Origin of the sequence: Escherichia sp. 10290 (genome assembly GCF_030295155.1) — a bacterium.
Taxonomy (GTDB): Bacteria; Pseudomonadota; Gammaproteobacteria; order Enterobacterales; family Enterobacteriaceae; genus Escherichia; species Escherichia coli_F.
This window is the reverse complement of record NZ_AP025741.1, coordinates 4297693-4323758: the sequence shown is the minus strand read 5'-3', so window position 1 is coordinate 4323758 and position 26066 is coordinate 4297693. Positions and strand designations below refer to the sequence as shown.

The following is a 26066-nucleotide window of genomic DNA, read 5'->3' as shown; positions in this document are numbered from 1 at the left end:
GGGGTTAATCTTCCTTCGGCAAGCACTGCAAATGCCCATGCCGCACGCCGCGCTGGGCGATAACGTCATCGGCAAAATGCTGCACGTCGCCCATGTCACCTTTCAACACGGCGATTTCCAGGCAATCGTCGTGATTGATATGTACATGCAGCGTGGCGACTGAGAGGTCGTGGTGATGATGCTGTGTGGAGACAATACGGCTGGCTAAGTCGCGTTTTTCGTGTTCATACACATACGACAGCACCGCGAAACCTTGTGTGCCGTGCTGCTGGGTGGCCTCCTGCGCCAGAGCGCTACGCAAAATATCGCGGATAGCTTCGGAACGGTTGTTATAACCACGACGCTGGCTCAGGCTGTCCAGCGTCTCCAGTAAATCGTCATCAAGGGTGATGGTGACTCGTTGCATTGACTTAAACCTTTTCTGTGGCGCGACGGCGCACGGGGAATGCGGGTAATACCGCGTTTTGTAGCACACGTCCGGCGTCAGAGGAAAAGGTTAATTTATCTCCCACCACCTGGGTTTCGACAATTTGCCCGTTATCCATCACCATCACCCGCTGACAGAAGCGCTCCACCAGACGTAAGTCGTGGGTGATAAACAGGCAGGCGGTGCCAAACTGCTGTTGTAGCTTTTTCAGCAGGCGAATGACGCCCGCCTGTAACACGAGATCAAGGTTAGAAACGGCTTCATCCAGAATCAGCAGTTTCGGTTCGACCGCCAGCGCGCGAGCCAGGCAGACGCGCTGGAGCTGACCGCCGCTTAACTGCGGTGGGCGTTTGTCTAGAACGCTGTCATCGAGATCGACCGCCTTCAGCATTTCGCTGGCACGCGCCAGTTGTTCCGATTTTTTCAGCGATAGCAGGTGGCGCATCGGTTCACGCAGGATCTCGCGCACGGTTTTGCGCGGATTCACGGCGCTGATGGAGTCCTGAAATACCATCTGAATATCGCGGCGGAATGCTTTACGCTGGGCGCGATTGAGCTTTGCCAACGATTCGCCGCGCCAGCTAATATTCCCTTGTGAGGGAGACTCTAAGCCTACCAGCAGCCGCGCGAGAGTGCTTTTTCCGCAGCCGCTGCGTCCCAGCAGGGCGACGGTTTCACCGCTTTTCAGGGTCAGCGAAACGTTATTGAGCACTGCCTGATGCTGGTGCTTACCGCTGAATCCACCGTGTGCGTACTGGTGTGAAAGGTCGGAGACGTTAAGTAAAGTCATGATGCCAGCTCCATACCATAAAGCGCGAGGTGAGCAGAAACCAGGCTGCGCGTTACCGCATGTTTGGGGGCATTAAACAGCGTTTCGACATCGCCCTGCTCAACAATCTTACCGTGAGACATTACCGCCACATCGTCTGCCAGACGTGCTACCACGCCCATATCATGGGTAACCAGCAGCATTCCCGGCGCTTGTTTTTGCATAATGCTTTCCAGCAGATCCAGAATGCGCGCTTGCGCCACTACATCAAGGTCGGTGGTCGGTTCATCGGCGATGATAAACGGTGATTCACATAGCACAGCCATCGCAATCATCATGCGCTGCAACATGCCGCCGCTCATCTCGAACGGGTACAGCTTCAGCACGCGTGCGGCGTTTTCCAGCCCTACCGCTTCTATGGCAGCGGTAAGCGTGGCGTCATCGGCGGGTTTCCCCAGTGCCTGGCAAGTTTCCCGCGCGTGCGTGAGCATGGTGTGCAGCGGATTGAAGGCACTGCGCGGGTTCTGCATGATAGTAGCAATTTTGATACCGCGCAGGGCGCAGGGAGAAACCGGTTTGCCATCGGCCAAAATTTCCCCCGCCGTCTGGCGAACGCCAGCGGGCAGAATGCCCAGCGTCGCGGCACAGGTCAGCGACTTCCCGCTGCCACTACCGCCGACTAACGCCAGCACGCGTCCGCGTTGCAGGGTTAACGATACGCCGTGTACCAGCGGTTGCGCGGCCTGTAGCGCGATATTACGTAGTTCAATCTGTTGCGGCATTAGTGTGCGTGCTCCGTCACCAGATGAGGGTCCAGATGATCGCGCAGTGCGTCACCCACCAGGTTAAAGGCCATCACGCTGATAAACAGCGCCAGTCCCGGCCAGAACATTTGCAGCGGCTGGGTCCAGATATACTGACGTGCATCGTTAATCATCACGCCCCATTCGGCGGTCGGGGCGGTCACGCCGAGACCGAGGAAGGACATCCCCGCGACGTGTAGCATCATATGGCCGATATCCAGCGTCGCCAGCACCAGCAGTGAAGGGATCACCGCGCCCGCCAGATGATCGATAAACACCCGCACATGGCCCGCGCCAGAAAGCCGTGATGCCAGCACAAACTCGCGCTGGCGCAGTGAAATCACCAGACTGCGCACCATGCGCGCGTACCACGCCCAGTGCGACAGGGCGATGGCGATAATTACGTTGGTCAACCCGGTGCCGAGCACGCCAACCATAAAGAACGACAGAATCGAGGTCGGGAAGGTCATAAACATATCCGCGACGCGCATGGTGGCCTGATCAACGCGCCCGCCAATCAGCCCGGCGCTGCCGCCAATAATCAGCCCTAATGTCAGCACCAACAGCAGGCAGGCCATTACCGAGCCAAGCGACACACGGGTCGCCGCCATCAGCCGTGAGAAAATATCGCGTCCTAAGTGATCGGTGCCCAGCCAGTGCTGTGCATCCGGAGAAAGCAGACGCGACGGCAAATCAATGACCTGGGGATCGTATGGCAGCCACCACTGGCTGGTGAGCGCAATCAGTGCCAGCAGGGCGATAATGATGAGCGCCAGGCGTACCGACCAGCGAGAAGAGAGGAAAAAGTTCACGCGTGCGCTCCTTCATGACGACGAATGCGCGGGTCCAGCGCGGCGTTGAGCAAATCGACAATCAAATTACAGACCACAAAAACCACCACCATCATCAGCGTAAAGCATTGGATCACCGGATAGTCACGGTTGAAAATCGCCGACACCGCATAGCGCCCGACGCCCGGCCAGGCAAAGATGTTTTCGATAATCATCGTCCCGCCAATCAGTTCGCCAATGTGCATCCCCACGGCGGTGATCATCGGCAGCGAGGCATTGCGCAGGATATGGCGGCGTTCGGTCTGTTTGTCGTTCAGGCCGCGCAGTCGCGCCCAGGTCACATGACGCTGACCCGCGACGTCCAGCATACTGGCGCGCAGCAGACGCGCGTTAATCGCCAGCGACATAAAAGCGATGGAAACCGCAGGCAAAATGATATGCTGCCAGCCGCCGTAACCCATCGCGGGCAGCCATTGCAGATACACAGAAAATGCCATCACCAGTAAAAACGCCAACCAGAAGTTAGGCATCGACACGCCAAGAAACGCGATAAAACGCACGGCGAAATCCGGCAGGCGGTCGCGATGGCGCGCCGCCCAGATGCCGAGCGGCACGGAAGTGAGCAGAATTAACACCAGCGCCGCGCCCGCCAGTTCCAGCGTGGCGGGCAGGAAGGTCAGCATATCGTCCAGCACCGGGCGTTGGCTGGCGAATGAGATACCAAAGTCAAGATGCAGCGCTTTCCACAACCAGGTTCCGTACTGCACGTACAACGGTTGATCCAGCCCCAGCATGGTGCGGGTAGAAGCCAGCATTTCCGGCGTCGGCGGTAGGTTAGACAGACGCAGATAATCGAGCGCCGGGTCGCCGGTGCCGAGGCGCAGCATCAGAAAAATGATCACCGAGGCGGCGAGCACCATCGGGATCAGCAGCAGAAAGCGGCGTAATACATAACGCAACATTAAGGTTTCACCGGTTTAATCTGTTCGAACGGGATTTCGGTGGCGATCGGCGCGTAGGGGATGTTACCCAGTTCCGGTTTTGAAACCACCATCATTGAGATATAGCTGATAGGCAGATAAACCGCCTCGTCATGCAGACGGGTCAGAATGTCGCGATACAGTGCCTGACGTTGGGTTTCGTCGTGTGTCGCCAGCACTTCGCCGATCTCTTTATCAATCAGCGGCTTGTCGGCTAAACCTTGCTGTGCCTGGAAGTCAGCGTGCGACGGTACGCGCATTGAACTCAGGAAGGCGTGTGGATCGTATGGCGCGCCCCAGGTACGGTGGAAAATCATGCCAAAACGACCGTCGCGTTGACGAGCATAGATACTGCTCTCTTCTTCGCCGATCAGCGTGACATCCGCGCCAATCTGGCGCATATCAGCCTGAATGATTTCGGCCATTGATTTGCTTAACGCATCGGTGCCGATGAACGACAGTTCAATGCGCAGCGGCTGACCATTTTTCTCGCGGATATCTTTGCCTGCGGGCAGCGTCCAGCCTGCTTGTTCCAGCAACGCTTTCGCTTTCTGCGGATCGTACTGGCGCGGTTTCAGGCCGAGATTGGCATAGGGCACGGAAGGGGCAAACAGGGTGTCGGCGACCTGCTGGGTGCCATACAACGCGTTATCGATCAGCGATTTTTTGTTTACCGCGTAATTGAGCGCTTCACGTACGGCCAGTTCGTTGGTGGGGGCTTTGGCGGTATTAAGCGCCAGCATCACGGTTTCGATCGGCTGTGACAGTTGGGTGTGGTAGGCCGGGTTCTGGCTAAAGCGGGCGAAGGTATCGAGCGGCAATAGCCCTTCATTACCGTATAGCAGATCGATATCGCCAGTTTCAAACGCCACCGCGCGGGTGGTCGGGTCCGGGATCACGTTAAAAGTGATCTTCTTCATCGCCGGCTTTTCGCCCCAGTAGTTTTCGTTACGGACGAAGACATCGTACTGATTCAGTTTCGATTCCTGCAAAACCCACGGCCCGGTGCCAATCGGCGCTTTAATCCCATTCATGGTTTCATGGTTTTTAAACTGCGAGGGGGCGATAAAGCGGAAAGGGCGGGGCAGGGCCAGTTCTTGCAGGAAAGGGTAGTAGGCGCTTTTCAGGGTGATTTGCAGCTCGGTTTTACTGAGAGCTTTGACATCAACAATCTGGTTTGCCAGCTCCAGCCAGGCGTGACGTTGACGGTTGTCGAGCACAGCGCGGAAGTTTTCTGCCGCGGCCTCTGCATCAAACGGTTCACCGTTAGAGAATTTCACATCATCACGCAGGGTGAAGGTCCAGGTTTTGCCATCTTCTGAATGGGTCCAGCTTTTTGCCAGCCACGGGATCACCGAACCGTCTGCCTGATATTTCACCAGTGGTTCATAAACCATGCTCTGGGCGAACATCTGGTTGGGTGTGTAAAGGTGCGGGTTTAGTGGCCCGACATTCACCGGCCAGGCGGTGGTGATTTCATCTGGTGCAGCGGCATGGACGATAAAAGACGCACAAGCCAGCAGCGCAAATAGAGTGCGGCGGAGTGTGGAGAGCATGGTAACCCCAATGGATTAAAATAGATGGCGGAAATAAGTATGACGATTTTAAGTATTCGTCATACTGATAACCTGTTCTGGATCAATAGATGGGCAGTCGGATGGGCTGGTCAGTTAACTGAATCGATCCATTGCACACTGTCGGCGGTGAGCGTAAAGGGAGTAGGGGTGCAGATCGCCAGACTTAAATTTTCAAGCTGACAATGGCTGACTGACAGCGAGGACTGATAGGTGCTGTCTACGCTGACGATTTGCCAGGCGCTGCCGCCACGTTGTTTAACGATGGCTTCTTTGCGTGTCCAGATGCGCCAGAACATTTCCAGTTGCTGATCTGGATGCACGGCGTCCATCTCGGCATGTTCTCCGAGGCTGAACACTGCGTTCGCCAGCCAGCGCCAGTTGGCACGCGGGCGAATCACTTCGATATCGCAGCCGACTTCGCCTTCATCGCTCAACAGTAGGGCAATATCGTCACCGCTATGGCTTAAGTTGAACCATAGCGGCGTTTCCGATGCGAATGCGGGTTTGCCTTGTTCACCGTAGATGATGTCCGGTAGTGGAGAAAGCGTGTGTGAAAGCAATGCACGCCCCGCCAGCCAGCGTTCGCGCCGTGGGCCTTGCGGTGCTTTATCGCGTAAAGCCGGTGGCAGTGGAGCTGCGCTTAAGGTCGAAACTTTCCCCAGAACTATCCGATACATATCAGGGCCAACGTTTAATGGAAAATGAAAGTGCGTATCGTATCACTTGTCGCCTCATCCCGGTAACCGACTTTTCGGTCTGCCCGGCCCCAGTAAGATCGCCAGTTTGCTACCGCCTTTGGTGGTTTCCATCCAGATTTTACACACGCTGGTTAATGGTACCGAAAGTAGCATCCCTACCGGGCCGAGCAGCCATCCCCAAATTAACAATGAAAGAAATACCACCATGGTGGACATCCCCAGGCGATGGCCCATCATCCGTGGTTCTAAAATATTGCCGATGACCATATGGACCACTAAAAACAATGCGCCGACCAGAATACATTCGTAAACGCCATTAAACAGCAGCACCTGAATCATTGGCGGTACGGCGGAAATTACCGCGCCGATATTGGGGACGTAGTTAAGCAAAAACGCCAGTACCGCCCACATCAGCGCAAACTGTACGCCCATAAGTTCCAGCCCCAGCCAGACGATAATGCCTGTCCATAAACTTAGCAGTGTTTTCAATGCCAGATAGTGCGAAACACCTTTTAAGGCGCGGTGTAGCCCGGCGATGTGAATCTGTGGATTATTCAACGCAAAACGCATTTTGTAGGGGACGTGGCGTACTTCAAACAGCATGAAAACTACGGTCATCACCAGCAAAAGTACGCTCGCCATTGCCCCGGAAAGCCCGGTCATTAGCGCCGTGGTGAAGGTAACCACTTTTTCCGAGTCCATCCGCTGCAGCATTCGCTCCGGCGACATATGCAAATTAAGAAAAGGCAACATCTCCTGCAATTTAAAAAGTTTGCGCGTCAGCTCCTTATTAAACTTCGGCAGCATAGAGATAAATTCGTTAAACGATGCCGCCAGTACGCCGACCAGCGCGGTTAGTGCGATCAGCATCACCACCACCACAATCGTAATGGCAACGGGGCGTTGTACTCCGCGACGAATAAACCAGGTGACGAGCGGGTTGAGGACGATGGCAAAAAACAGCGCCAGTAACAGTTGCACAATGATATCTGCCGCTGCGTGAATGCCCGCGAGGATCACTACCAGCGAGGCCAGTTTAAGCAGAATGTGCATGCCCGTTTTATCGGGTTGAGGGGTTTCCATTGGGGCTTCCTTGTGACTTTTTGTATTAAGTGTAGCGGGAGTCACGCCAGCAATATTCTGATTCTTACTGCTGATTTTCACGTCAGCACGTGGTAAAAATGAAACACTGTTGTAAAAATGTGGTGATCCTCATGCCCGAACCCGTAGCCGAACCCGCGCTAAACGGATTGCGCCTGAATTTGCGCATTGTCTCCATTGTCATGTTTAACTTCGCCAGCTACCTCACCATCGGGTTGCCGCTCGCTGTATTACCGGGCTATGTCCATGATGTGATGGGCTTTAGCGCTTTCTGGGCAGGATTGGTTATCAGCCTGCAATATTTCGCCACCTTGCTGAGCCGCCCTCATGCCGGACGTTACGCCGATTTGCTGGGACCCAAAAAGATTGTCGTCTTCGGTTTATGCGGCTGCTTTTTGAGCGGTTTGGGGTATCTGACGGCAGGATTAACCGCCAGTCTGCCCGTCATCAGCCTGTTATTACTGTGCCTGGGGCGCGTGATCCTTGGGATTGGGCAAAGTTTTGCCGGAACGGGATCGACCCTATGGGGCGTTGGCGTGGTTGGTTCGCTGCATATCGGGCGGGTGATTTCGTGGAACGGCATTGTCACTTACGGGGCGATGGCGATGGGTGCGCCGTTAGGTGTCGTGTTTTATCACTGGGGCGGCTTGCAGGCGTTAGCGTTAATCATTATGGGTGTGGCGCTGGTGGCCATTTTGTTAGCGATCCCGCGTCCGACGGTAAAAGCCAGTAAAGGCAAACCACTGCCGTTTCGCGCGGTGCTTGGGCGCGTCTGGTTATACGGCATGGCGCTGGCGTTGGCTTCTGCCGGATTTGGCGTTATCGCCACCTTTATCACATTGTTTTATGACGCTAAAGGCTGGGACGGTGCGGCTTTTGCGCTGACGCTGTTTAGCTGTGCATTTGTTGGAACGCGATTGTTATTCCCTAACGGCATAAATCGTATCGGCGGCTTAAATGTGGCGATGATTTGCTTTAGCGTTGAGATAATCGGCCTGCTACTGGTTGGCGTGGCGACTATGCCGTGGATGGCGAAAATCGGCGTCTTACTCGCGGGGGCGGGGTTTTCGCTGGTGTTCCCGGCATTGGGCGTAGTGGCGGTAAAAGCGGTTCCGCAGCAAAATCAGGGGGCGGCGCTGGCAACTTACACCGTATTTATGGATTTATCGCTTGGCGTGACCGGACCACTGGCTGGGCTGGTGATGAGTTGGGCGGGCGTCCCGGTGATTTATCTGGCGGCGGCGGGACTGGTCGCAATCGCGTTATTACTGACGTGGCGATTAAAAAAACGGCCTCCGGTGGAAGTACCTGAGGCCATCTCATCATCTTAAAACTTACTGAATAACCAGCGTATTAATGATGTTTTCTGCGGTGGTCTGTGCTTTTTGCTGATCGTCAGCTGGCAGCGTAATTTGCATGGTCAGCAGTTGATTACCCACATTACCCAGAATAACGGAAGAGTACGCCGTCTGGCCTTTCGCGGAGATAATGCTGTCTAACTGCTGCATTTTGTGACCTTTCAGCTCAATGGCTTTATTGGTTACCACTTGCAGCTGCGGATCGCGGCTACGTTGCTGATCTTCCAGGCGCTTCGCCAGCACCGCCAGATCTTCTTTCGGATCATCGCCCATGATGACGATGACTGCTTTTTGCCCGGTGGCGTCGGACCAGACATGCATGTTATTAGCCTGCGTTCCCAGCTTACCGCTCTGGTCGGTCATATCCGCTGGCAGCGAGAAACTTAACTTGCCATCAAGCAGGTTGACGGGATTCCCGGTAGCGTTACTTTCCGCGACCGAACCCTGCGCCGTAGCGTTAGTGTCTTTATCATCACAGGCCGCAAGCCCCATAACCAGCAGGCCAATTCCGACATATTTAACCAGATTGCGCATTGACTTCTTCCTTTCGATAAACGGCCATAACGGCTCATTCATCCATCTTATCACAACTCTGATAACGAACCTTTAACTCGCCTGCAAAGCGTTGATTTCGGATTTATCTGCCAGTCTTTTCAACAGCATATTGAGTAATACGCCATACATTGGCAGGAAGAAAACGATACTGATTAACACTTTGAAACAGTAATCGACCAGCGCGATTTCCATCCAGTGTTCGGCCATAAAGGCATCTGGGCTGCGCCAGAAGGCAATGAAGAAGAAGGCCAGCGTGTCGCTGACGTTACCAAACAGGGTGGAAGCCGTCGGTGCCAGCCACCAGCGACGACTCTGACGCAGGCGGTTAAAAACGTGCACGTCGAGGATTTGCCCCAGCGCGTAGGCCATGAAACTGGCGGTGGCGATACGGGCGACAAACAGGTTGAAGTGGGCGAGCGCGCCGAATCCCTGCCAGGAACCCATATAGAACAGCGACGAGATGACGTAGGAGATCAGTAACGCCGGGATCATCACCGCAAAGATGATACGACGGGCCAGCGGTGCGCCAAAAATACGCACAGTCAGGTCGGTAGCAAGGAAAATAAACGGAAAGCTAAACGCGCCCCAGGTGGTATGGAAACCAAAAATGGATACGGGAAGCTGAACCAGATAGTTACTGGAGGTGATCACCAACAGATGAAATAACGATAACCAGAACAACGCCTTATAGCGTTGAGTTTGCGAGAAAACGTTCATATTGTACCTTTTTGATTAACCATTGGGGTGAGGGAACCCAATACGTACGACACGTCTGTTACCTTAACATAATAACGTGCTGACCCTTTTTTCGAGCCGCCGCATGATACTGCTTTACGTTGACAATGCAATGGTTAATTTTCACGCAATCGTTAACCTGGTTTGCTTACGGACTCACAGGGCGTAAACTAGCGCCGTTTTTTTATGTGATGAGAAGAAAATGACCGATCTCTTTTCCAGCCCTGACCACACACTCGACGCACTTGGCCTGCGCTGCCCGGAACCAGTAATGATGGTGCGCAAAACTGTGCGCAATATGCAGCCAGGTGAAACGTTGCTGATTATTGCTGACGATCCGGCGACGACACGCGATATTCCTGGGTTTTGTACCTTTATGGAACACGAACTGGTTGCGAAAGAGACCGATGGACTGCCTTATCGTTATTTGATTCGCAAATCGGGGTAAGGTGGATCAGGCTAGCGGACCGATCGCGCTCAATTTTGCGGCTTGCAACCGGTTTGTAGGACGGATAAAACGTTCAAGCTGCATCTGGCGATACGGTGCACAATGCCTGATGCGACGCTGTCGCGTCTTATCATGCCTACGAGTTCGATGCCCTGTGTAGGCCAGATAAGGCGTTTACGCCGCATCCGGCACGCAAACGTAATGGAATGCACAAATGGATTATTTAATTCCAGTTTGTCTGGTATTGCTGGGATTGCTCGCGATCTTCACCCCCAATTGGCTGATCCCTGTTTTTATCGTCGTGGGGGGATGGCTGGGGGTACTTGCCTGGGGTTGGCTCTGGCTAATGATTTTTTTACCTTTACTTAACGGTGTCGGGCTTGCTTATGCCCTGTGGTTGATGTTCAAAAGGCCATCCATAGCATCCCGCTTGGTTGCTGCATGCTGTGTTATCTCCGTCATTCTGATGTTAGCGCTTTATTATGCTTTCCTGACTATGCCGCCGTTCCCGCCTCAGCACTAAGCCTGATAGCCAGAGGCTATCAGGCAACACTTTTACTTCCTGCGCAACAATCTTAACGCATTCGCTGTCACCAGCACCGTCGCACCCGTATCTGCCAGCACCGCCAGCCATAGTCCGGTCATCCCTAACAGCGTTGTGACGAGGAAGATCCCTTTCAGCCCCAGCGCAATGGTGATGTTCTGGCGGATATTGGCGTGAGTGGCGCGTGCCAGTTCAATCATCTGCGCCAGGCCGCGCAGGTGGTTATGGGTTAATGCTGCGTCGGCGGTTTCCAGCGCCACATCTGTGCCACTGCCCATTGCAATCCCTATGGCGGCAGCTTTCATGGCGGGCGCGTCGTTAATACCGTCACCGACCATCGCCAGAGGCGCATGTTGATTCAGCTCGGTCACCGCTTTGACTTTATCTTCTGGTAATAGGCCCGCTTTAAATTCCAGCCCCAGTTCACCGGCGATTGCCGCCGCTGCGCGTGGATTATCGCCAGTGAGGATCACTCCTTTGACGCCCAGGGCGCTCAGTTCGCTGATGGCAGTTGCGGCGTCGGCGCGCAGGGTATCCTGCAATGCAATGACACCCAGCACTTCATCGTTACGCACCACCAGTACTACCGTTTGCCCGGCGCTTTCCAGTTCGTTAATTAAACCAGCAAATGCAACAACCGGATGTTTTCCGGCAGCGCATATCAACACGCGCTCGCCGTTAATCAGTGCTTCAATACCAGACCCGACCAGCGCCCGCTGTGATTCGGCGGCAGGAATGGTTAGCGCAGCGACCTGTGCTTCACGCACAATGGCCTGCGCCAGTGGATGCGTCGCGCCTTGTTCTACCGCCGCTGCCAGCGACAGCAGTTCAGATTCACTAATCCCCGTTGCCGGATGAATCGCGGTAACGCGCGGTTTACCGACGGTCAGCGTACCGGTTTTATCAAACGCCACCTGGGTAACACGACCTAGTTGTTCCAGCGCCGCACCGCCTTTAATCAACGCCCCACGACGCGCTGCTGCCGCCAGCCCGGAGGTAATCGCCGCAGGTGTTGAGATCACCAGCGCACACGGGCAGCCAATCAGCAGCAGCGTCAGCCCTTTATAAATCCACTCTTGCCAGCTGGCGGCAAACAGCAGCGGCGGCACCAGAGTTACCAGCAGAGCGACCGCCATAATCGCTGGCGTGTAAATACGGCTGAAACGGTCGATAAACCGCTCAATCGGCGCGCGGCGCTCTTCGGCTTCTTCGATCAGTTTCAGAATGCGGTCAATGGCGCTGGCACCCGGTTCTGACAACACTTCCAGGGTAACCAGACGGTCTACGCTGGTGGCGCCTGCAGGAACTTTATCACCCGTCGCGCGCTCCACCGGAATGGATTCGCCGGTCAGGGCGCTTTCATCAAAACTGGCAAAGGGCGAGAGCAGTTTACCGTCGGCAGGTAAACGCCCACCTGCCGCAACTTCGATAACATCGCCCGGACGCAGGCTGTTAATTGCTACCTCTTCACGCTTGCCATTACGCAGGCGCGTGGCGGTTTCCGGTTTCAGCGCCATTAACGCGCTGACCCCTTGACGTGCGCGGCTGGCGGCCCAGCCTTCCAGTCGTTCACCAATCAAAAATAGCAGCAACACCATCGCAGCTTCGGCGGTTGCGCCAATAAACAGCGCGCCAATGGCGGCTACGCTCATTAACGTTTCAATGGCGAAGTAGCTGCCAGATTTGATCAGTCGTAATGCCTGGCGCGCAATCGGGTACAGCCCAACCAGCGTGGTCGCGATAAACGCCAGTTGCCCGAACGGATGATTAAACTGCTCCAGACCCCAGCTGATTGCCATCAACACGATTAGCGTAATCAGCGGCAGATTCTCTTTCAGGCGTGATTCTTGTTGTTCGTCGGCGGACTGTTCATCGCGCAGGGAATAGCCCGCTTTTTGCACCGCAGATTCAACCTGGGCACGGATGTCATTGTCGGCATCCACCACCAGTTTTTCGGTGGCGAACAACACCTGCACCTGATTCACGCCTGCAAGCTGGCGCACGGCATTTTCTACCTTGCGCGCACAGGCGGCGCAGTCCATGCCGCTGACTTTCCAGCTATAGCGGGTGCCGGAGACGTTTTCAGAGAGCGTTGGCGTGCTGGAACATGCGCCGTCGCAGCAACAGTCGTTGGCGTTCTGAACCGTGGTTAGCGGTTTGAACGCGGCAAATTGAGGGGCTTTCTTGCCGTGATTGTCAGGAGTCGACATGGCATCCTCCGGTTAAGTTTTTCTCATTAACCGAAGGATACACTCTGGAGTCGACTCCAGAGTCAAGTTTTATCAGAGATACAGCGAGCGGACGATGAGGAAGTGACCGGCAAAATAACAAGCGGCGGCAATCGCGTGGTCCGCACGGAAGCGTCGGCGATAGTGGCTACCCAGCCAGACAAAGTTACTGATAAACAGCAACGAAGCGCCGACAAATGCAGAAAGTGCCGGAGCGGTTGGACGGAAGAACCACAGTTCACCTGCCAGCCATACCATCACCAGCGTCATGCCGATAAACGTGCAGATAGGCCAACGATACTCTTCCAGACGCGTCCAGATAATCGCCAGTAACAGCGCACCCAGCACCAGCAACACCAGCGGCAAAGGCCAGAAGAAAGAGAGCGTCATCTGGCTGGCGAAATAGATGGTGTACAGCAGGTGCGAGAGGAAAAATGCGCCGATGGCATACATCAGACGTTGACGTGGCAACAGGGTTAGCGCATCGCCCAGCAGTGAGGCGCACAATCCCGCCAGCACCAGATAGCTAATGGCGTCGAACATCGGCGCTTGCCAGGCCAGCAACAGCAGGAGAAGAAGGGTTAATGGTTTAAATACCCAGCGTTGCCAGGTTGGCCCACGATACGATGCATCCACAGATAGCCATGCGGAAAGACAGACAGCGATAAACGACCAAAGCATCTTAGTTCCTTGAATTCGTTATTTTTTCGTAAGCGGAATGCCTACGGTCTTGCTTCCAGTTTAGTGGCGAGGGTGGACGGATGACAACACCATAACTGGCAGGGTATGCTTAATTCCGCATTTTCCGATGAGGGATAAAGATGAGCAAACCACCTCTTTTCTTTATTGTTATCATTGGCTTAATTATCGTCGCCGCATCGTTTCGTTTTATGCAACAACGACGGGAAAAAGCTGATAATGATATAGCGCCACTCCAGCAAAAGTTGGTGGTGGTGAGCAATAAGCGGGAAAAACCGATTAACGATCGCCGTTCGCGCCAGCAGGAAGTGACACCGGCAGGTACCAGCATGCGCTATGAGGCGAGCTTCAAACCGCAAAGCGGAGGAATGGAACAGACCTTTCGCCTCGACGCCCAGCAGTACCATGCCCTGACAGTGGGCGATAAAGGTACGCTGAGCTATAAAGGAACGCGCTTTGTCAGCTTTGTTGGCGAACAATAAGGTTATTTTTTAACTTTAAATTTCTTCTGCCAGACCAGCAGTTCAAACACGCCGAAAAGGAAAATGCGCACCTTTTCGGCGGTGGTCATCTGCGGGCCATCTTTCGGCAAAGTGGATTTCAATAGCGCCAGCTGCATACCATGCATCAGCACGGTAAAAATCAGCGCCACGTTAACGAAAATATTCAGCGGACGCGGGAAGGGATGCACCAGGTTGAGGATTAAAAATCCCCAAACGCAGAGCATTAACAAACGTCCAATATTAATCAACATCACTTTCTCCTTGTGCTTCGCGTTGATACAGCCGATAAGCCACCTGACCCGCCACTTTTTCCCGATGTAATGACCAGTTCGCCGGAACAGTGGGCAGACCGTTTTCGACTTCGCTTTCGACATAAATCAGGGCTTCGTCAGCCAGCCAGCCGTTATCTTCCAGTAAATTTATCGTCTCTTCTAACAAGCCACGGCGGAACGGTGGATCGACAAACACGATATTATGCGGTGTGCCTTTTTGCGCCAGGAATGACATCGCGTTGCTGTTCACCACGCGTGCATTGCCTGCTTTTAGTGTCGCCAGATTCTTAATTAACTGCTGAGAAACCGCGCGATCCATCTCAATCAACGTGGCCCCCGCAGCGTAGCGCGATAACGCTTCCAGCCCCAGCGCGCCGCTCCCGGCGAAGCAATCCAGACATTGGGCATCAACAATGACCGGAGCCAGCCAGTTAAACAACGTTTCGCGTACGCGGTCTGTGGTGGGGCGCAGACCTGGGCTATCAGGAACCGGGAGTTTACGGCCTCGCCACTGCCCGCCAATAATGCGGATTTGGCCGCTGCCGGAATGATTCGGTTTTTTCATGATAAATTGCTCAATCCGCCATATAACACATACTTGCAGGCGGTGATGTGAATTAAGTTAAGTGATAGACTATTTCATCATTTTTTTAGCTGCTATGTACATAGCGTTAACGCTGTGCCATGAAGCAACAGCGAGGAGTGTAGTCGCAAATGGCGAAAGAAAAAAAACGTGGCTTTTTTTCCTGGCTGGGCTTTGGTCAAAAAGAGCAGACCCCGGAAAAAGAGACAGAAGTCCAGAACGAACAACCGGTTGTAGAAGAAATCGTTCCGGCGCAAGAGCCTGCGAAGGCTTCTGAACAAGCCGTTGAAGAGCAGCCGCAGGCGCATACTGAAGCCGAGGCGGAAACTTTTGCTGCCGACGTTGTGGAAGTTACTGAACAGGTTGCTGAAAGTGAAAAAGCGCAGCCTGAAGCTGTTGCTGAACCGGAAGTTATTACTGAGCCGGAAACGATAGTTGAAGAAACGCCAGCGTCAGTCATTGAACCTGAAGTTACGCCAGAGCCTGTGGCTATCGAGCGTGAAGAGCTGCCGTTGCCGGAAGACGTCAAAGCCGAAGAGGTTTCGCCAGAAGAGTGGCAGGCCGAAGCGGAAACCGTAGAGATTGTCGAAGCGGCGGAAGAAGAAGCGGCTAAAGACGAAATCACCGACGAAGAGCTGGAAGCACAGGCGCTGGCTGCCGAAGCGGCAGAAGAGGCGGTGATGGTGGTTCCTCCGGCAGAAGAAGAGCAGCCGGTGGAAGAAATCGCTCAGGAGCAGGAAAAACCGACCAAAGAAGGTTTCTTCGCGCGCCTGAAACGCAGCCTGTTAAAAACCAAAGAAAACCTCGGTTCCGGATTTATCAGCCTGTTCCGCGGTAAAAAAATCGACGATGATCTGTTTGAAGAATTGGAAGAGCAATTGCTCATCGCCGATGTGGGCGTGGAAACCACGCGTAAAATTATCACCAATCTGACAGAAGGTGCGACCCGCAAGCAGCTTCGTGATGCCGAGGCGCTCTATGGCCTGCTGAAAGAAGAGATGGGTGAGATACTGGCGAAAGTCGATGAACCGCTGAACGTTGAAGGTAAAACGCCATTCGTGATCCTGATGGTGGGCGTCAACGGTGTGGGTAAAACCACGACGATTGGTAAGCTGGCGCGTCAGTTTGAGCAGCAGGGTAAATCAGTGATGCTGGCGGCGGGCGATACTTTCCGTGCAGCAGCGGTTGAACAGCTTCAGGTCTGGGGGCAGCGTAATAATATTCCGGTGATTGCCCAGCATACCGGTGCGGATTCTGCTTCTGTTATCTTCGACGCCATTCAGGCCGCTAAAGCGCGTAACATCGACGTTCTGATTGCCGATACCGCCGGGCGCCTGCAGAACAAATCGCACTTGATGGAAGAGTTGAAGAAAATCGTCCGCGTGATGAAGAAACTCGACGTTGAAGCTCCGCATGAAGTTATGCTGACTATCGACGCCAGTACCGGGCAGAATGCAGTAAGCCAGGCCAAACTGTTCCACGAAGCCGTTGGCTTAACCGGCATCACGCTAACGAAACTGGACGGCACGGCGAAAGGCGGGGTAATTTTCTCGGTGGCTGACCAGTTTGGTATCCCTATCCGCTACATTGGTGTCGGCGAACGTATTGAGGATTTGCGTCCGTTTAAAGCGGACGACTTTATAGAGGCACTTTTTGCCCGAGAGGATTAACAATGATTCGCTTTGAACATGTCAGCAAGGCTTATCTCGGTGGGAGACAGGCGCTGCAGGGCGTTACGTTCCATATGCAGCCGGGTGAGATGGCGTTTCTGACCGGTCATTCCGGCGCAGGGAAAAGTACCCTCCTGAAGCTGATCTGTGGGATTGAGCGGCCCAGCGCCGGGAAAATCTGGTTTAGCGGCCATGACATCACGCGTCTGAAAAACCGTGAAGTTCCGTTTCTGCGCCGCCAGATTGGCATGATTTTCCAGGATCACCATCTACTGATGGACCGTACTGTCTACGATAACGTGGCGATCCCGCTGATTATCGCCGGTGCCAGCGGTGACGATATTCGTCGTCGTGTATCGGCGGCGCTGGATAAAGTCGGGCTACTGGACAAAGCGAAGAACTTCCCTATTCAGCTTTCCGGCGGTGAACAACAGCGTGTTGGCATTGCCCGCGCGGTGGTGAACAAGCCCGCGGTACTGCTGGCGGATGAACCGACCGGTAACCTTGACGACGCGTTGTCAGAAGGAATTCTACGTCTGTTTGAAGAATTCAACCGCGTTGGGGTAACCGTATTGATGGCAACGCACGACATCAACCTGATTTCGCGGCGTTCCTATCGCATGCTCACCCTGAGCGATGGTCACTTGCATGGAGGCGTGGGCCATGAATAAGCGCGATGCAATCAATCATATCCGGCAGTTTGGCGGGCGTCTGGATCGCTTCCGTAAATCGGTCGGCGGCTCTGGCGACGGCGGTCGTAATGCGCCGAAACGCGCGAAATCCTCGCCAAAACCGGTAAACCGCAAAACTAACGTTTTCAACGAACAGGTGCGCTATGCCTTCCACGGCGCATTGCAGGATCTGAAAAGCAAACCGTTCGCCACGTTTTTAACGGTGATGGTTATTGCCATCTCTCTGACGCTGCCCAGCGTCTGTTATATGGTGTACAAAAACGTTAACCAGGCGGCGACGCAGTATTATCCGTCACCGCAAATCACCGTTTATCTGCAAAAAACGCTGGACGATGACGCCGCTGCGGGCGTGGTGGCACAGTTGCAGGCCGAGCAAGGTGTAGAGAAAGTAAACTATCTTTCTCGTGAAGACGCACTGGGCGAGTTCCGTAACTGGTCTGGTTTTGGTGGTGCGCTGGATATGCTGGAAGAAAACCCGCTTCCGGCAGTGGCGGTGGTAATCCCGAAACTCGATTTTCAGGGGACCGAGTCACTGAATACCTTGCGCGATCGTATCACCCAGATCAACGGCATTGACGAAGTGCGAATGGATGACAGCTGGTTTGCCCGTCTGGCGGCGTTGACCGGGCTGGTCGGGCGCGTTTCGGCAATGATCGGCGTATTGATGGTGGCGGCAGTGTTCCTCGTCATCGGTAACAGTGTGCGTCTGAGCATCTTTGCTCGCCGTGACTCCATTAACGTACAGAAACTGATTGGTGCGACAGATGGTTTCATCCTGCGCCCATTCCTGTACGGTGGCGCATTGCTGGGATTTTCTGGCGCATTGCTGTCATTAATTTTGTCGGAAATTCTGGTCCTGCGTTTGTCTTCGGCGGTTGCGGAAGTGGCACAGGTTTTCGGAACGAGGTTTGATATCAATGGCTTATCTTTTGATGAATGCCTGCTATTGCTGCTGGTATGCTCGATGATTGGCTGGGTGGCAGCCTGGCTTGCCACGGTACAACATTTACGCCACTTTACGCCTGAATAATAAAAGCGTGTTATACTCTTTCCCTGCAATGGGTTCCGTAGCAGGGAAAGAGACCCCGTTGTCTCTTCCCGGTATTTCATCTCTATGTCACATTTTGTGCGTAATTTATTCACAGCGTTGCATTGAACTTGTGGATAAAATCACGGTCTGATAAAACAGTGAATGATAACCTCGTTGCTCTTAAGCTCTGGCACAGTTGTTGCTACCACTGAAGCGCCAGAAGATATCGATTGAGAGGATTTGAATGACTGACAAAATGCAAAGTTTAGCTTTAGCCCCTGTTGGCAACCTGGATTCCTACATCCGGGCAGCTAACGCGTGGCCGATGTTGTCGGCTGACGAGGAGCGGGCGCTGGCTGAAAAGCTGCATTACCATGGCGATCTGGAAGCAGCAAAAACGCTGATCCTGTCTCACCTGCGGTTTGTTGTTCATATTGCTCGTAATTATGCGGGCTATGGCCTGCCACAGGCGGATTTGATTCAGGAAGGTAACATCGGCCTGATGAAAGCAGTGCGCCGTTTTAACCCGGAAGTGGGTGTGCGCCTGGTCTCCTTCGCCGTTCACTGGATCAAAGCAGAGATCCACGAATACGTTCTGCGCAACTGGCGTATCGTCAAAGTTGCGACCACCAAAGCGCAGCGCAAACTGTTCTTCAACCTGCGTAAAACCAAGCAGCGTCTGGGCTGGTTTAATCAGGATGAAGTCGAAATGGTGGCCCGTGAACTGGGCGTAACCAGCAAAGACGTACGTGAGATGGAATCGCGTATGGCGGCACAGGACATGACCTTTGACCTGTCTTCCGACGACGATTCCGACAGCCAGCCGATGGCTCCGGTGCTCTATCTGCAGGATAAATCGTCCAACTTTGCCGACGGCATTGAAGATGATAACTGGGAAGAGCAGGCGGCAAACCGTCTGACCGACGCGATGCAGGGTCTGGATGAGCGTAGCCAGGACATTATCCGCGCACGCTGGTTGGACGAAGACAACAAGTCCACGTTGCAGGAACTGGCTGACCGTTACGGTGTTTCCGCTGAGCGTGTGCGCCAGCTGGAAAAGAACGCGATGAAAAAACTTCGCGCTGCTATTGAAGCGTAATTACCGCTGTTAAGCAGAGAACCCTGGATGAGAGTCCGGGGTTTTTGTTTTTTGGACCTCTACAATAATCAATTACCCCCTCCGACAAAACGCCAATCCCCACGCAGATTGTTAATAAACTGTCAAAATAGCTATTCCAATATCATAAAAATCGGGTATGTTTTAGCAGAGTATGCTGCTAAAGCACGGGTAGTCATGCATAAAACGAAATAAAGTGCTGAACAACAACATCACAACACACGTAATAACCAGATGAATGGGGATTCTCAGGATGAATATAAAGGGTAAAGCGTTACTGGCAGGATGTATCGCGCTGGCATTCAGCAATATGGCTCTGGCAGAAGATATTAAAGTCGCGGTCGTGGGCGCAATGTCAGGTCCGGTGGCCCAGTACGGTGACCAGGAGTTTACTGGCGCAGAGCAGGCGGTTGCGGATATCAATGCTAAAGGTGGTATCAAAGGCAATAAACTGCAAATCGTAAAATATGACGATGCCTGTGACCCGAAACAGGCGGTCGCGGTGGCGAACAAAGTCGTTAACGACGGCATTAAATATGTGATTGGTCACCTCTGCTCTTCATCAACGCAGCCAGCGTCTGACATCTACGAAGACGAAGGCATTTTAATGATCACCCCAGCAGCAACCGCACCAGAGCTGACCGCCCGTGGCTATCAGCTGATCCTGCGCACCACCGGCCTGGACTCCGACCAGGGACCGACGGCGGCGAAATATATTCTTGAGAAAGTGAAACCGCAACGCATTGCTATCGTTCACGACAAACAGCAGTACGGCGAAGGTCTGGCGCGTGCAGTGCAGGACGGCCTGAAGAAAGGCAATGCTAACGTGGTGTTCTTTGACGGCATCACCGCCGGGGAAAAAGATTTCTCAACGCTGGTGGCGCGTCTGAAAAAAGAGAATATCGACTTCGTTTACTACGGCGGTTATCACCCGGAAATGGGGCAGATCCTGCGTCAGGCACGCGCGGCAGGGCTGAAAACTCAGTTTATGGGGCCAGAAGGCGTGGCTAACGTCTCGCTGTCTAACATTGCGGGCGAGTCAGCTGAAGGGTTGCTGGTAACCAAGCCGAAGAACTACGATCAGGTTCCGGCGAACAAACCAATTGTTGACGCGATCAAAGCGAAAAAACAGGACCCAAGCGGCGCGTTCGTCTGGACCACCTACGCCGCGCTGCAATCTTTGCAGGCGGGCCTGAATCAGTCTGACGATCCGGCTGAAATCGCCAAATACCTGAAAGCGAACTCCGTGGATACCGTGATGGGGCCGCTGACCTGGGATGAGAAAGGCGATCTGAAAGGCTTTGAGTTCGGCGTATTTGACTGGCACGCCAACGGCACGGCGACCGATGCGAAGTAATCATTAATCGGCAACTTTGGGTTGCCGCCAAATTGCTAATATCGAGTACGCATGCTTCATGCCGGATGCGGCGTAAACGCCTTATCCGGCCTACAAGATCCAAAGAAATCAGTAAATTGCAGCACACATTGTAGGCCTGATAAGCGTAGCGCATCAGGCAATTTCTCGTTGGTCATCACTTTTGAAATCAAACTTGACGATTAACGCTTCTCCCAGCCGCCCTGTTGTGCCGTAAACCCCAGCGCCTGCATAAACGCCGTCATCACGCCGCGATCTTCCACGCCTGCATCCGCCATCCACCAGCCTGAAACGCCAGGATTGTTACGCAAAACCTCTTCCAGCAGATATTGCCCCACACCGCGACGTCGGGTGACTTCCCGCACGCGCAGGGAATCCAGTGCCCCCTCGGTGCCGTTTAAGGTTACCCGCACGGCCGCGAGCAGGCGCTCGTTAAAACGCGCGGCGTAGATGCGGTGGTTATCGTCAACCTGTAAAGAGGAAGGGGAGTACTCCGGCCAGATCTTTTGCAGATCAATCCGGTCCTGGTCGCTAAAGTGTTCTAAACGAATGATGGTCAGCTTCATGGGAAACCCGTGTAAATCACAAAAGTGGAACCAGTGTAGCGAAATAATTTAATCGGAGGCTTTCTCTTTTTTATTTCTTTTGGCAGGTGATTAATTTTTTAACAGCAATAATTACAAATTAAAAACATTAGAGAATGAAAAATGTCCAGCATAATCCCCTGAATGGTAGTGAATTATTCCGCCCTTTGTACCGTTATTTTATGCTGACAACGGCGCTTTTTTCTGTTTATCTATCAATAAATTCAGAATATTATCTGTTCTTAATCGACTGAAAAATAGGGATTTTAATCGCTATTATCACAAAACACTGCGCTAAACCCTTAATCAGACAGGCAAAAACAGTGCAGTATAAAAAAAGTACAGTCTGATTTGTTAACACATAAAAACAAAGCAACACAACATCACGAATGGGGATTTTTGACTATGAAACGGAATGCGAAAACTATCATCGCAGGGATGATTGCACTGACAATTTCACACACCGCTATGGCCGACGATATTAAAGTTGCCGTTGTCGGCGCGATGTCCGGTCCGATTGCCCAGTGGGGCGATATGGAATTTAACGGCGCGCGTCAGGCGATTAAAGACATTAATGCCAAAGGGGGAATTAAAGGCGATAAGCTGGTGGGCGTGGAATATGACGACGCCTGCGACCCGAAACAAGCCGTTGCGGTCGCCAACAAAATCGTTAACGACGGCATTAAATACGTTATTGGTCATCTGTGTTCCTCCTCTACTCAGCCTGCTTCAGATATCTACGAAGACGAAGGTATTTTGATGATCTCGCCGGGGGCGACCAACCCGGAGCTGACCCAACGCGGTTATCAACACATCATGCGGACTGCCGGGCTGGACTCTTCCCAGGGGCCAACAGCGGCAAAATACATTCTTGAGACGGTGAAGCCCCAGCGCATCGCCATCATTCACGACAAACAACAGTATGGCGAAGGGCTGGCGCGTTCGGTGCAGGACGGATTGAAAGCAGCCAATGCCAACGTCGTCTTCTTCGACGGTATTACCGCTGGTGAGAAAGATTTCTCCGCGCTGATCGCCCGCCTGAAAAAAGAAAACATCGACTTCGTTTACTACGGCGGTTACTACCCGGAAATGGGGCAGATGCTGCGCCAGGCCCGTTCCGTTGGCCTGAAAACTCAGTTTATGGGGCCGGAAGGGGTGGGTAATGCGTCGCTGTCGAACATTGCCGGTGATGCCGCCGAAGGTATGTTGGTCACTATGCCAAAACGCTATGACCAGGACCCGGCAAACAAAGGCATCGTTGATGCGCTGAAAGCAGACAAAAAAGATCCGTCCGGACCTTATGTCTGGATCACCTACGCGGCGGTGCAATCTCTGGCGACTGCCCTTGAGCGTACCGGCAGCGATGAGCCGCTGGCGCTGGTGAAAGATTTAAAAGCTAACGGTGCAAACACCGTGATTGGGCCGCTGAACTGGGATGAAAAAGGCGATCTTAAGGGATTTGATTTTGGTGTCTTCCAGTGGCACGCCGACGGTTCATCGACGGCAGCCAAGTGATCATCCCACCGCCCGTGAAATGCGGGCGGTTTTAGAAAGGTTACCTTATGTCTGAGCAGTTTTTGTATTTCTTGCAGCAGATGTTTAACGGCATCACGCTGGGCAGTACCTACGCGCTGATAGCCATCGGCTACACCATGGTTTACGGCATTATCGGCATGATCAACTTCGCCCATGGCGAGGTTTATATGATCGGCAGCTACGTCTCTTTTATGATCATCGCCGCACTGATGATGCTGGGCATTGATACCGGCTGGCTGCTGGTGGCGGCGGGATTCGTCGGCGCAATCGTCATTGCCAGCGCCTATGGCTGGAGTATCGAACGTGTGGCTTACCGCCCGGTGCGTAACTCTAAGCGCCTGATTGCGCTCATCTCGGCAATCGGCATGTCTATCTTCCTGCAAAACTACGTCAGCCTGACTGAAGGTTCGCGCGACGTGGCGCTACCCAGCCTGTTTAACGGTCAGTGGGTTGTGGGCCATAGTGAAAACTTCTCTGCCTCTATTACCACCATGCAGGCGGTGATCTGGATTGTTACCTTCCTCGCCATGTTGGCGCTGACAATTTTCATCCGCTATTCCCGCATGGGGCGCGCCTGTCGTGCTTGCGCGGAAGACCTGAAAATGGCGAGCCTGCTTGGCATCAACACTGACCGGGTGATTGCGCTGACCTTTGTGATTGGCGCGGCGATGGCGGCGGTGGCAGGTGTGCTGCTCGGTCAGTTCTATGGCGTAATTAACCCCTACATCGGCTTTATGGCCGGGATGAAAGCCTTTACTGCTGCGGTACTCGGTGGGATTGGCAGTATTCCGGGAGCGATGATTGGCGGCCTGATCCTGGGGATTGCGGAAGCGCTCTCTTCTGCCTATCTGAGTACGGAATATAAGGATGTGGTTTCATTTGCCCTGCTGATTCTGGTGCTGCTGGTGATGCCGACCGGTATTCTGGGTCGCCCGGAGGTAGAGAAAGTATGAAACCGATGCATATTGCAATGGCGCTGCTCTCTGCCGCCATGTTCTTTGTTCTCGCGGGCGTCTTTATGGGAGTGCAACTGGAGCTGGACGGCACCAAACTGGTGGTCGATACGGCTTCAGACATCCGATGGCAGTGGGTGTTTATTGGCACTGCGGTGGTCTTTTTCTTCCAGCTTGTGCGACCTGCGTTTCAGAAAGGGCTAAAAAGCGTTTCCGGGCCGAAGTTTATTCTGCCCGCGATTGATGGCTCCACGGTGAAGCAGAAACTGTTCCTCGTGGCCCTGCTGGTGCTTGCGGTGGCGTGGCCGTTTATGGTGTCGCGTGGGACGGTGGATATCGCCACCCTGACCATGATCTACATTATCCTCGGCCTCGGGCTGAACGTGGTGGTGGGGCTGTCTGGCTTACTGGTACTGGGTTACGGTGGTTTTTACGCCATCGGCGCTTACACCTTTGCCTTGCTCAATCACTATTACGGTCTTGGCTTCTGGACCTGTTTGCCGATTGCCGGGTTGATGGCGGCGGCGGCGGGATTCCTGCTCGGCTTCCCGGTGTTGCGTTTACGTGGCGACTATCTGGCGATCGTTACTCTCGGTTTCGGCGAAATTGTGCGCATATTGCTGCTCAATAACACGGAAATCACCGGCGGTCCGAACGGAATCAGTCAGATCCCGAAACCGACTCTCTTCGGACTCGAGTTCAGTCGCACCGCCCGCGAAGGCGGCTGGGATACGTTCAGCAATTTCTTTGGCCTGAAATACGACCCGTCCGATCGCGTCATCTTCCTCTACCTGGTGGCGTTACTGTTGGTGGTGTTAAGCCTGTTTGTCATTAACCGCTTACTGCGAATGCCGCTGGGCCGCGCGTGGGAAGCGTTGCGTGAAGATGAAATCGCCTGTCGTTCGCTGGGCTTAAGTCCGCGTCGTATCAAGCTGACCGCCTTTACCATCAGCGCCGCGTTTGCGGGTTTTGCCGGAACGCTGTTCGCGGCACGTCAGGGATTTGTCAGCCCGGAATCCTTCACCTTTGCCGAATCGGCGTTTGTGCTGGCGATAGTGGTGCTCGGTGGTATGGGCTCGCAATTTGCGGTGATTCTGGCTGCAATTTTGCTGGTGGTGTCGCGAGAGTTGATGCGTGATTTCAACGAATACAGCATGTTAATGCTCGGTGGTTTGATGGTGCTGATGATGATCTGGCGTCCGCAGGGCTTGCTGCCCATGACGCGCCCGCAACTCAAGCTGAAAAACGGCGCAGCGAAAGGAGAGCAGGCATGAGTCAGCCATTATTATCTGTTAACGGCCTGATGATGCGCTTCGGCGGCCTGCTGGCGGTGAATAACGTCAATCTTGAACTGTACCCGCAGGAGATCGTCTCGTTAATCGGCCCTAACGGTGCCGGAAAAACCACGGTTTTTAACTGCCTGACCGGTTTCTACAAACCCACCGGCGGCACTATTTTACTGCGCGATCAGCATCTGGAAGGTTTGCCCGGCCAGCAAATCGCCCGCATGGGCGTGGTGCGCACCTTCCAGCATGTGCGTCTGTTCCGTGAAATGACGGTGATTGAAAACTTGCTGGTGGCGCAGCATCAGCAACTGAAAACCGGGCTGTTCTCCGGCCTGTTGAAAACGCCTTCTTTCCGCCGCGCCCAGAGCGAAGCCCTCGACCGTGCCGCAACCTGGCTTGAGCGCATTGGTTTGCTCGAACACGCTAACCGTCAGGCGAGTAACCTGGCCTACGGTGACCAGCGCCGTCTGGAGATCGCCCGCTGCATGGTAACGCAGCCGGAGATTTTAATGCTCGACGAACCAGCGGCAGGTCTTAACCCGAAAGAAACCAAAGAGCTGGATGAGCTGATTGCCGAACTGCGTAACCATCACAACACCACTATTTTGTTGATTGAACACGATATGAAACTGGTGATGGGGATTTCAGACAGAATTTACGTGGTCAATCAGGGGACGCCACTGGCAAACGGTACGCCTGAGCAAATCCGTAATAACCCGGACGTGATCCGTGCCTATTTAGGTGAGGCATAA

28 protein-coding genes are annotated in these 26066 nt (G+C 53.7%); 13 read left to right on the top strand and 15 right to left on the bottom strand.

What is annotated here, in order from left to right:
• Nucleotides 1-4 precede the first annotated feature (4 nt).
• The 8 genes from nikR to QUE74_RS21835 form a co-directional block, all read right to left on the bottom strand.
• On the bottom strand, nucleotides 5-406 hold the full coding sequence (nikR, locus tag QUE74_RS21870) for a nickel-responsive transcriptional regulator NikR (protein ID WP_001190062.1): 402 nt from the start codon (nucleotides 404-406) through the stop codon (nucleotides 5-7).
• A 4-nt stretch (nucleotides 407-410) separates the two neighbouring features.
• Nucleotides 411-1217, bottom strand: a complete 807-nt coding sequence (nikE, locus tag QUE74_RS21865) for a nickel import ATP-binding protein NikE (protein WP_000173700.1) — start codon at nucleotides 1215-1217, stop codon at nucleotides 411-413.
• Entirely contained in the window at nucleotides 1214-1978 is a 765-nt protein-coding gene (nikD, locus tag QUE74_RS21860; RefSeq protein WP_001136246.1) for a nickel import ATP-binding protein NikD, read from the bottom strand. Before nikD ends, nikE begins: the two co-directional genes overlap by 4 nt.
• On the bottom strand, nucleotides 1978-2811 hold the full coding sequence (gene nikC / locus QUE74_RS21855) for a nickel ABC transporter permease subunit NikC (RefSeq protein WP_001008972.1): 834 nt from the start codon (nucleotides 2809-2811) through the stop codon (nucleotides 1978-1980). The genes nikD and nikC overlap by 1 nt, the downstream gene beginning before the upstream one ends.
• A complete protein-coding gene (gene nikB, locus QUE74_RS21850) occupies nucleotides 2808-3752 on the bottom strand; it encodes a nickel ABC transporter permease subunit NikB (protein WP_000947080.1) in 945 nt (314 codons plus the stop codon). The genes nikC and nikB overlap by 4 nt, the downstream gene beginning before the upstream one ends.
• Nucleotides 3752-5326 carry a nickel ABC transporter substrate-binding protein gene (gene nikA, locus QUE74_RS21845; protein ID WP_000953373.1) on the bottom strand — a complete coding sequence of 525 codons (1575 nt, stop codon included), beginning with the start codon at nucleotides 5324-5326 and terminating at the stop codon, nucleotides 3752-3754. The genes nikB and nikA overlap by 1 nt, the downstream gene beginning before the upstream one ends.
• A 110-nt stretch (nucleotides 5327-5436) precedes the next feature.
• Nucleotides 5437-6024 (bottom strand): 4'-phosphopantetheinyl transferase AcpT, encoded by a 588-nt coding sequence (acpT, locus tag QUE74_RS21840; protein ID WP_000285762.1) that lies wholly within the window; start codon nucleotides 6022-6024, stop codon nucleotides 5437-5439.
• 54 nt (nucleotides 6025-6078) lie between these two features.
• On the bottom strand, nucleotides 6079-7128 hold the full coding sequence (locus tag QUE74_RS21835) for an AI-2E family transporter (RefSeq protein WP_001353619.1): 1050 nt from the start codon (nucleotides 7126-7128) through the stop codon (nucleotides 6079-6081).
• A 98-nt stretch (nucleotides 7129-7226) separates the two neighbouring features.
• Between QUE74_RS21835 and QUE74_RS21830 the strand changes: the two genes are divergently transcribed.
• Nucleotides 7227-8477 carry an MFS transporter gene (locus QUE74_RS21830; RefSeq protein WP_001322923.1) on the top strand — a complete coding sequence of 417 codons (1251 nt, stop codon included), beginning with the start codon at nucleotides 7227-7229 and terminating at the stop codon, nucleotides 8475-8477.
• A gap of 3 nt (nucleotides 8478-8480) precedes the next feature.
• On the opposite strand, the gene dcrB is transcribed toward QUE74_RS21830, so the two are convergent.
• The gene (gene dcrB / locus QUE74_RS21825) at nucleotides 8481-9038 is read right to left on the bottom strand and encodes a phage sensitivity protein DcrB (protein WP_001245295.1); all 558 of its coding nucleotides are present in this window, start codon (nucleotides 9036-9038) and stop codon (nucleotides 8481-8483) included.
• A 72-nt stretch (nucleotides 9039-9110) separates the two neighbouring features.
• A complete protein-coding gene (locus QUE74_RS21820) occupies nucleotides 9111-9776 on the bottom strand; it encodes a 7-cyano-7-deazaguanine/7-aminomethyl-7-deazaguanine transporter (protein WP_001100467.1) in 666 nt (221 codons plus the stop codon).
• Between the two features lie 220 nt (nucleotides 9777-9996).
• Here QUE74_RS21820 and tusA point away from each other — a divergent pair, with 220 nt between their 5' ends.
• Nucleotides 9997-10242: a sulfurtransferase TusA gene (tusA, locus tag QUE74_RS21815; protein ID WP_000130623.1), complete on the top strand. Its 246-nt coding sequence runs from the start codon at nucleotides 9997-9999 to the stop codon at nucleotides 10240-10242.
• Between the two features lie 214 nt (nucleotides 10243-10456).
• Nucleotides 10457-10765, top strand: coding sequence for a hypothetical protein (locus QUE74_RS21810; RefSeq protein WP_000385061.1), 309 nt, complete (start codon nucleotides 10457-10459; stop codon nucleotides 10763-10765).
• Between the two features lie 32 nt (nucleotides 10766-10797).
• On the opposite strand, the gene zntA is transcribed toward QUE74_RS21810, so the two are convergent.
• Nucleotides 10798-12996, bottom strand: coding sequence for a Zn(II)/Cd(II)/Pb(II) translocating P-type ATPase ZntA (gene zntA, locus QUE74_RS21805; RefSeq protein ID WP_000106584.1), 2199 nt, complete (start codon nucleotides 12994-12996; stop codon nucleotides 10798-10800).
• Between the two features lie 72 nt (nucleotides 12997-13068).
• Complete coding sequence (locus tag QUE74_RS21800; protein WP_000964715.1) at nucleotides 13069-13695, bottom strand: lysoplasmalogenase; 627 nt, start codon at nucleotides 13693-13695, stop codon at nucleotides 13069-13071.
• 140 nt (nucleotides 13696-13835) lie between these two features.
• On the opposite strand from QUE74_RS21800, the gene QUE74_RS21795 reads away from it, so the two are divergent.
• Nucleotides 13836-14195 carry a DUF2500 domain-containing protein gene (locus QUE74_RS21795; protein ID WP_000042869.1) on the top strand — a complete coding sequence of 120 codons (360 nt, stop codon included), beginning with the start codon at nucleotides 13836-13838 and terminating at the stop codon, nucleotides 14193-14195.
• A 2-nt stretch (nucleotides 14196-14197) separates the two neighbouring features.
• Here the strand turns inward: QUE74_RS21795 and QUE74_RS21790 are convergent, their stop codons facing one another.
• Nucleotides 14198-14467: a DUF1145 family protein gene (locus tag QUE74_RS21790; RefSeq protein ID WP_001295207.1), complete on the bottom strand. Its 270-nt coding sequence runs from the start codon at nucleotides 14465-14467 to the stop codon at nucleotides 14198-14200.
• Entirely contained in the window at nucleotides 14457-15053 is a 597-nt protein-coding gene (gene rsmD, locus QUE74_RS21785; protein ID WP_000743195.1) for a 16S rRNA (guanine(966)-N(2))-methyltransferase, read from the bottom strand. The genes QUE74_RS21790 and rsmD overlap by 11 nt, the downstream gene beginning before the upstream one ends.
• Before the next feature lie 149 nt (nucleotides 15054-15202).
• On the opposite strand from rsmD, the gene ftsY reads away from it, so the two are divergent.
• From ftsY to livJ, 5 genes are all read left to right on the top strand, one after another.
• Nucleotides 15203-16741 (top strand): signal recognition particle-docking protein FtsY, encoded by a 1539-nt coding sequence (gene ftsY, locus QUE74_RS21780; protein ID WP_001040621.1) that lies wholly within the window; start codon nucleotides 15203-15205, stop codon nucleotides 16739-16741.
• A gap of 2 nt (nucleotides 16742-16743) precedes the next feature.
• A complete protein-coding gene (gene ftsE, locus QUE74_RS21775; RefSeq protein ID WP_000617723.1) occupies nucleotides 16744-17412 on the top strand; it encodes a cell division ATP-binding protein FtsE in 669 nt (222 codons plus the stop codon).
• Nucleotides 17405-18463: a permease-like cell division protein FtsX gene (gene ftsX / locus QUE74_RS21770; protein ID WP_001042007.1), complete on the top strand. Its 1059-nt coding sequence runs from the start codon at nucleotides 17405-17407 to the stop codon at nucleotides 18461-18463. Before ftsE ends, ftsX begins: the two co-directional genes overlap by 8 nt.
• 244 nt (nucleotides 18464-18707) lie before the next feature.
• A complete protein-coding gene (gene rpoH / locus QUE74_RS21765; protein ID WP_000130217.1) occupies nucleotides 18708-19562 on the top strand; it encodes an RNA polymerase sigma factor RpoH in 855 nt (284 codons plus the stop codon).
• Nucleotides 19563-19833: 271 nt separating this feature from the next.
• Nucleotides 19834-20937: a branched chain amino acid ABC transporter substrate-binding protein LivJ gene (livJ, locus tag QUE74_RS21760; RefSeq protein ID WP_001021996.1), complete on the top strand. Its 1104-nt coding sequence runs from the start codon at nucleotides 19834-19836 to the stop codon at nucleotides 20935-20937.
• Between the two features lie 200 nt (nucleotides 20938-21137).
• Here livJ and panM read toward each other — a convergent pair whose 3' ends face one another.
• Nucleotides 21138-21521: an aspartate 1-decarboxylase autocleavage activator PanM gene (panM, locus tag QUE74_RS21755; protein WP_000778764.1), complete on the bottom strand. Its 384-nt coding sequence runs from the start codon at nucleotides 21519-21521 to the stop codon at nucleotides 21138-21140.
• Nucleotides 21522-21944: 423 nt separating this feature from the next.
• Between panM and livK the strand changes: the two genes are divergently transcribed.
• The 4 genes from livK to livG are packed head-to-tail and all read left to right on the top strand — an operon-like array spanning nucleotide 21945 to nucleotide 26066.
• Nucleotides 21945-23054, top strand: a complete 1110-nt coding sequence (livK, locus tag QUE74_RS21750) for a high-affinity branched-chain amino acid ABC transporter substrate-binding protein LivK (protein WP_001353622.1) — start codon at nucleotides 21945-21947, stop codon at nucleotides 23052-23054.
• A 47-nt stretch (nucleotides 23055-23101) separates the two neighbouring features.
• The gene (gene livH, locus QUE74_RS21745) at nucleotides 23102-24028 is read left to right on the top strand and encodes a high-affinity branched-chain amino acid ABC transporter permease LivH (protein WP_286331858.1); all 927 of its coding nucleotides are present in this window, start codon (nucleotides 23102-23104) and stop codon (nucleotides 24026-24028) included.
• A complete protein-coding gene (livM, locus tag QUE74_RS21740) occupies nucleotides 24025-25302 on the top strand; it encodes a branched chain amino acid ABC transporter permease LivM (protein ID WP_000803807.1) in 1278 nt (425 codons plus the stop codon). The genes livH and livM overlap by 4 nt, the downstream gene beginning before the upstream one ends.
• Nucleotides 25299-26066, top strand: a complete 768-nt coding sequence (gene livG, locus QUE74_RS21735) for a high-affinity branched-chain amino acid ABC transporter ATP-binding protein LivG (RefSeq protein WP_000082101.1) — start codon at nucleotides 25299-25301, stop codon at nucleotides 26064-26066. Before livM ends, livG begins: the two co-directional genes overlap by 4 nt.

Excerpts from the sequence above, each read along its gene's own strand:
- livM (WP_000803807.1), top strand. The coding sequence starts at position 24,025 with ATGAAACCGATGCATATTGCAATGGCGCTGCTCTCTGCCGCCATGTTC.
- livH (WP_286331858.1), top strand. The coding sequence starts at position 23,102 with ATGTCTGAGCAGTTTTTGTATTTCTTGCAGCAGATGTTTAACGGCATC.
- nikD (WP_001136246.1), bottom strand. The coding sequence starts at position 1,978 with ATGCCGCAACAGATTGAACTACGTAATATCGCGCTACAGGCCGCGCAA.
- panM (WP_000778764.1), bottom strand. The coding sequence starts at position 21,521 with ATGAAGCTGACCATCATTCGTTTAGAACACTTTAGCGACCAGGACCGG.
- livJ (WP_001021996.1), top strand. The coding sequence starts at position 19,834 with ATGAATATAAAGGGTAAAGCGTTACTGGCAGGATGTATCGCGCTGGCA.
- tusA (WP_000130623.1), top strand. The coding sequence starts at position 9,997 with ATGACCGATCTCTTTTCCAGCCCTGACCACACACTCGACGCACTTGGC.
- nikR (WP_001190062.1), bottom strand. The coding sequence starts at position 406 with ATGCAACGAGTCACCATCACCCTTGATGACGATTTACTGGAGACGCTG.
- nikA (WP_000953373.1), bottom strand. The coding sequence starts at position 5,326 with ATGCTCTCCACACTCCGCCGCACTCTATTTGCGCTGCTGGCTTGTGCG.
- QUE74_RS21790 (WP_001295207.1), bottom strand. The coding sequence starts at position 14,467 with ATGTTGATTAATATTGGACGTTTGTTAATGCTCTGCGTTTGGGGATTT.
- ftsX (WP_001042007.1), top strand. The coding sequence starts at position 17,405 with ATGAATAAGCGCGATGCAATCAATCATATCCGGCAGTTTGGCGGGCGT.
- QUE74_RS21800 (WP_000964715.1), bottom strand. The coding sequence starts at position 13,695 with ATGCTTTGGTCGTTTATCGCTGTCTGTCTTTCCGCATGGCTATCTGTG.
- zntA (WP_000106584.1), bottom strand. The coding sequence starts at position 12,996 with ATGTCGACTCCTGACAATCACGGCAAGAAAGCCCCTCAATTTGCCGCG.
- QUE74_RS21820 (WP_001100467.1), bottom strand. The coding sequence starts at position 9,776 with ATGAACGTTTTCTCGCAAACTCAACGCTATAAGGCGTTGTTCTGGTTA.
- livG (WP_000082101.1), top strand. The coding sequence starts at position 25,299 with ATGAGTCAGCCATTATTATCTGTTAACGGCCTGATGATGCGCTTCGGC.
- QUE74_RS21810 (WP_000385061.1), top strand. The coding sequence starts at position 10,457 with ATGGATTATTTAATTCCAGTTTGTCTGGTATTGCTGGGATTGCTCGCG.
- dcrB (WP_001245295.1), bottom strand. The coding sequence starts at position 9,038 with ATGCGCAATCTGGTTAAATATGTCGGAATTGGCCTGCTGGTTATGGGG.
- QUE74_RS21795 (WP_000042869.1), top strand. The coding sequence starts at position 13,836 with ATGAGCAAACCACCTCTTTTCTTTATTGTTATCATTGGCTTAATTATC.
- QUE74_RS21830 (WP_001322923.1), top strand. The coding sequence starts at position 7,227 with ATGAAACACTGTTGTAAAAATGTGGTGATCCTCATGCCCGAACCCGTA.
- ftsY (WP_001040621.1), top strand. The coding sequence starts at position 15,203 with ATGGCGAAAGAAAAAAAACGTGGCTTTTTTTCCTGGCTGGGCTTTGGT.
- nikB (WP_000947080.1), bottom strand. The coding sequence starts at position 3,752 with ATGTTGCGTTATGTATTACGCCGCTTTCTGCTGCTGATCCCGATGGTG.
- ftsE (WP_000617723.1), top strand. The coding sequence starts at position 16,744 with ATGATTCGCTTTGAACATGTCAGCAAGGCTTATCTCGGTGGGAGACAG.
- acpT (WP_000285762.1), bottom strand. The coding sequence starts at position 6,024 with ATGTATCGGATAGTTCTGGGGAAAGTTTCGACCTTAAGCGCAGCTCCA.
- QUE74_RS21835 (WP_001353619.1), bottom strand. The coding sequence starts at position 7,128 with ATGGAAACCCCTCAACCCGATAAAACGGGCATGCACATTCTGCTTAAA.
- rpoH (WP_000130217.1), top strand. The coding sequence starts at position 18,708 with ATGACTGACAAAATGCAAAGTTTAGCTTTAGCCCCTGTTGGCAACCTG.
- rsmD (WP_000743195.1), bottom strand. The coding sequence starts at position 15,053 with ATGAAAAAACCGAATCATTCCGGCAGCGGCCAAATCCGCATTATTGGC.
- livK (WP_001353622.1), top strand. The coding sequence starts at position 21,945 with ATGAAACGGAATGCGAAAACTATCATCGCAGGGATGATTGCACTGACA.
- nikE (WP_000173700.1), bottom strand. The coding sequence starts at position 1,217 with ATGACTTTACTTAACGTCTCCGACCTTTCACACCAGTACGCACACGGT.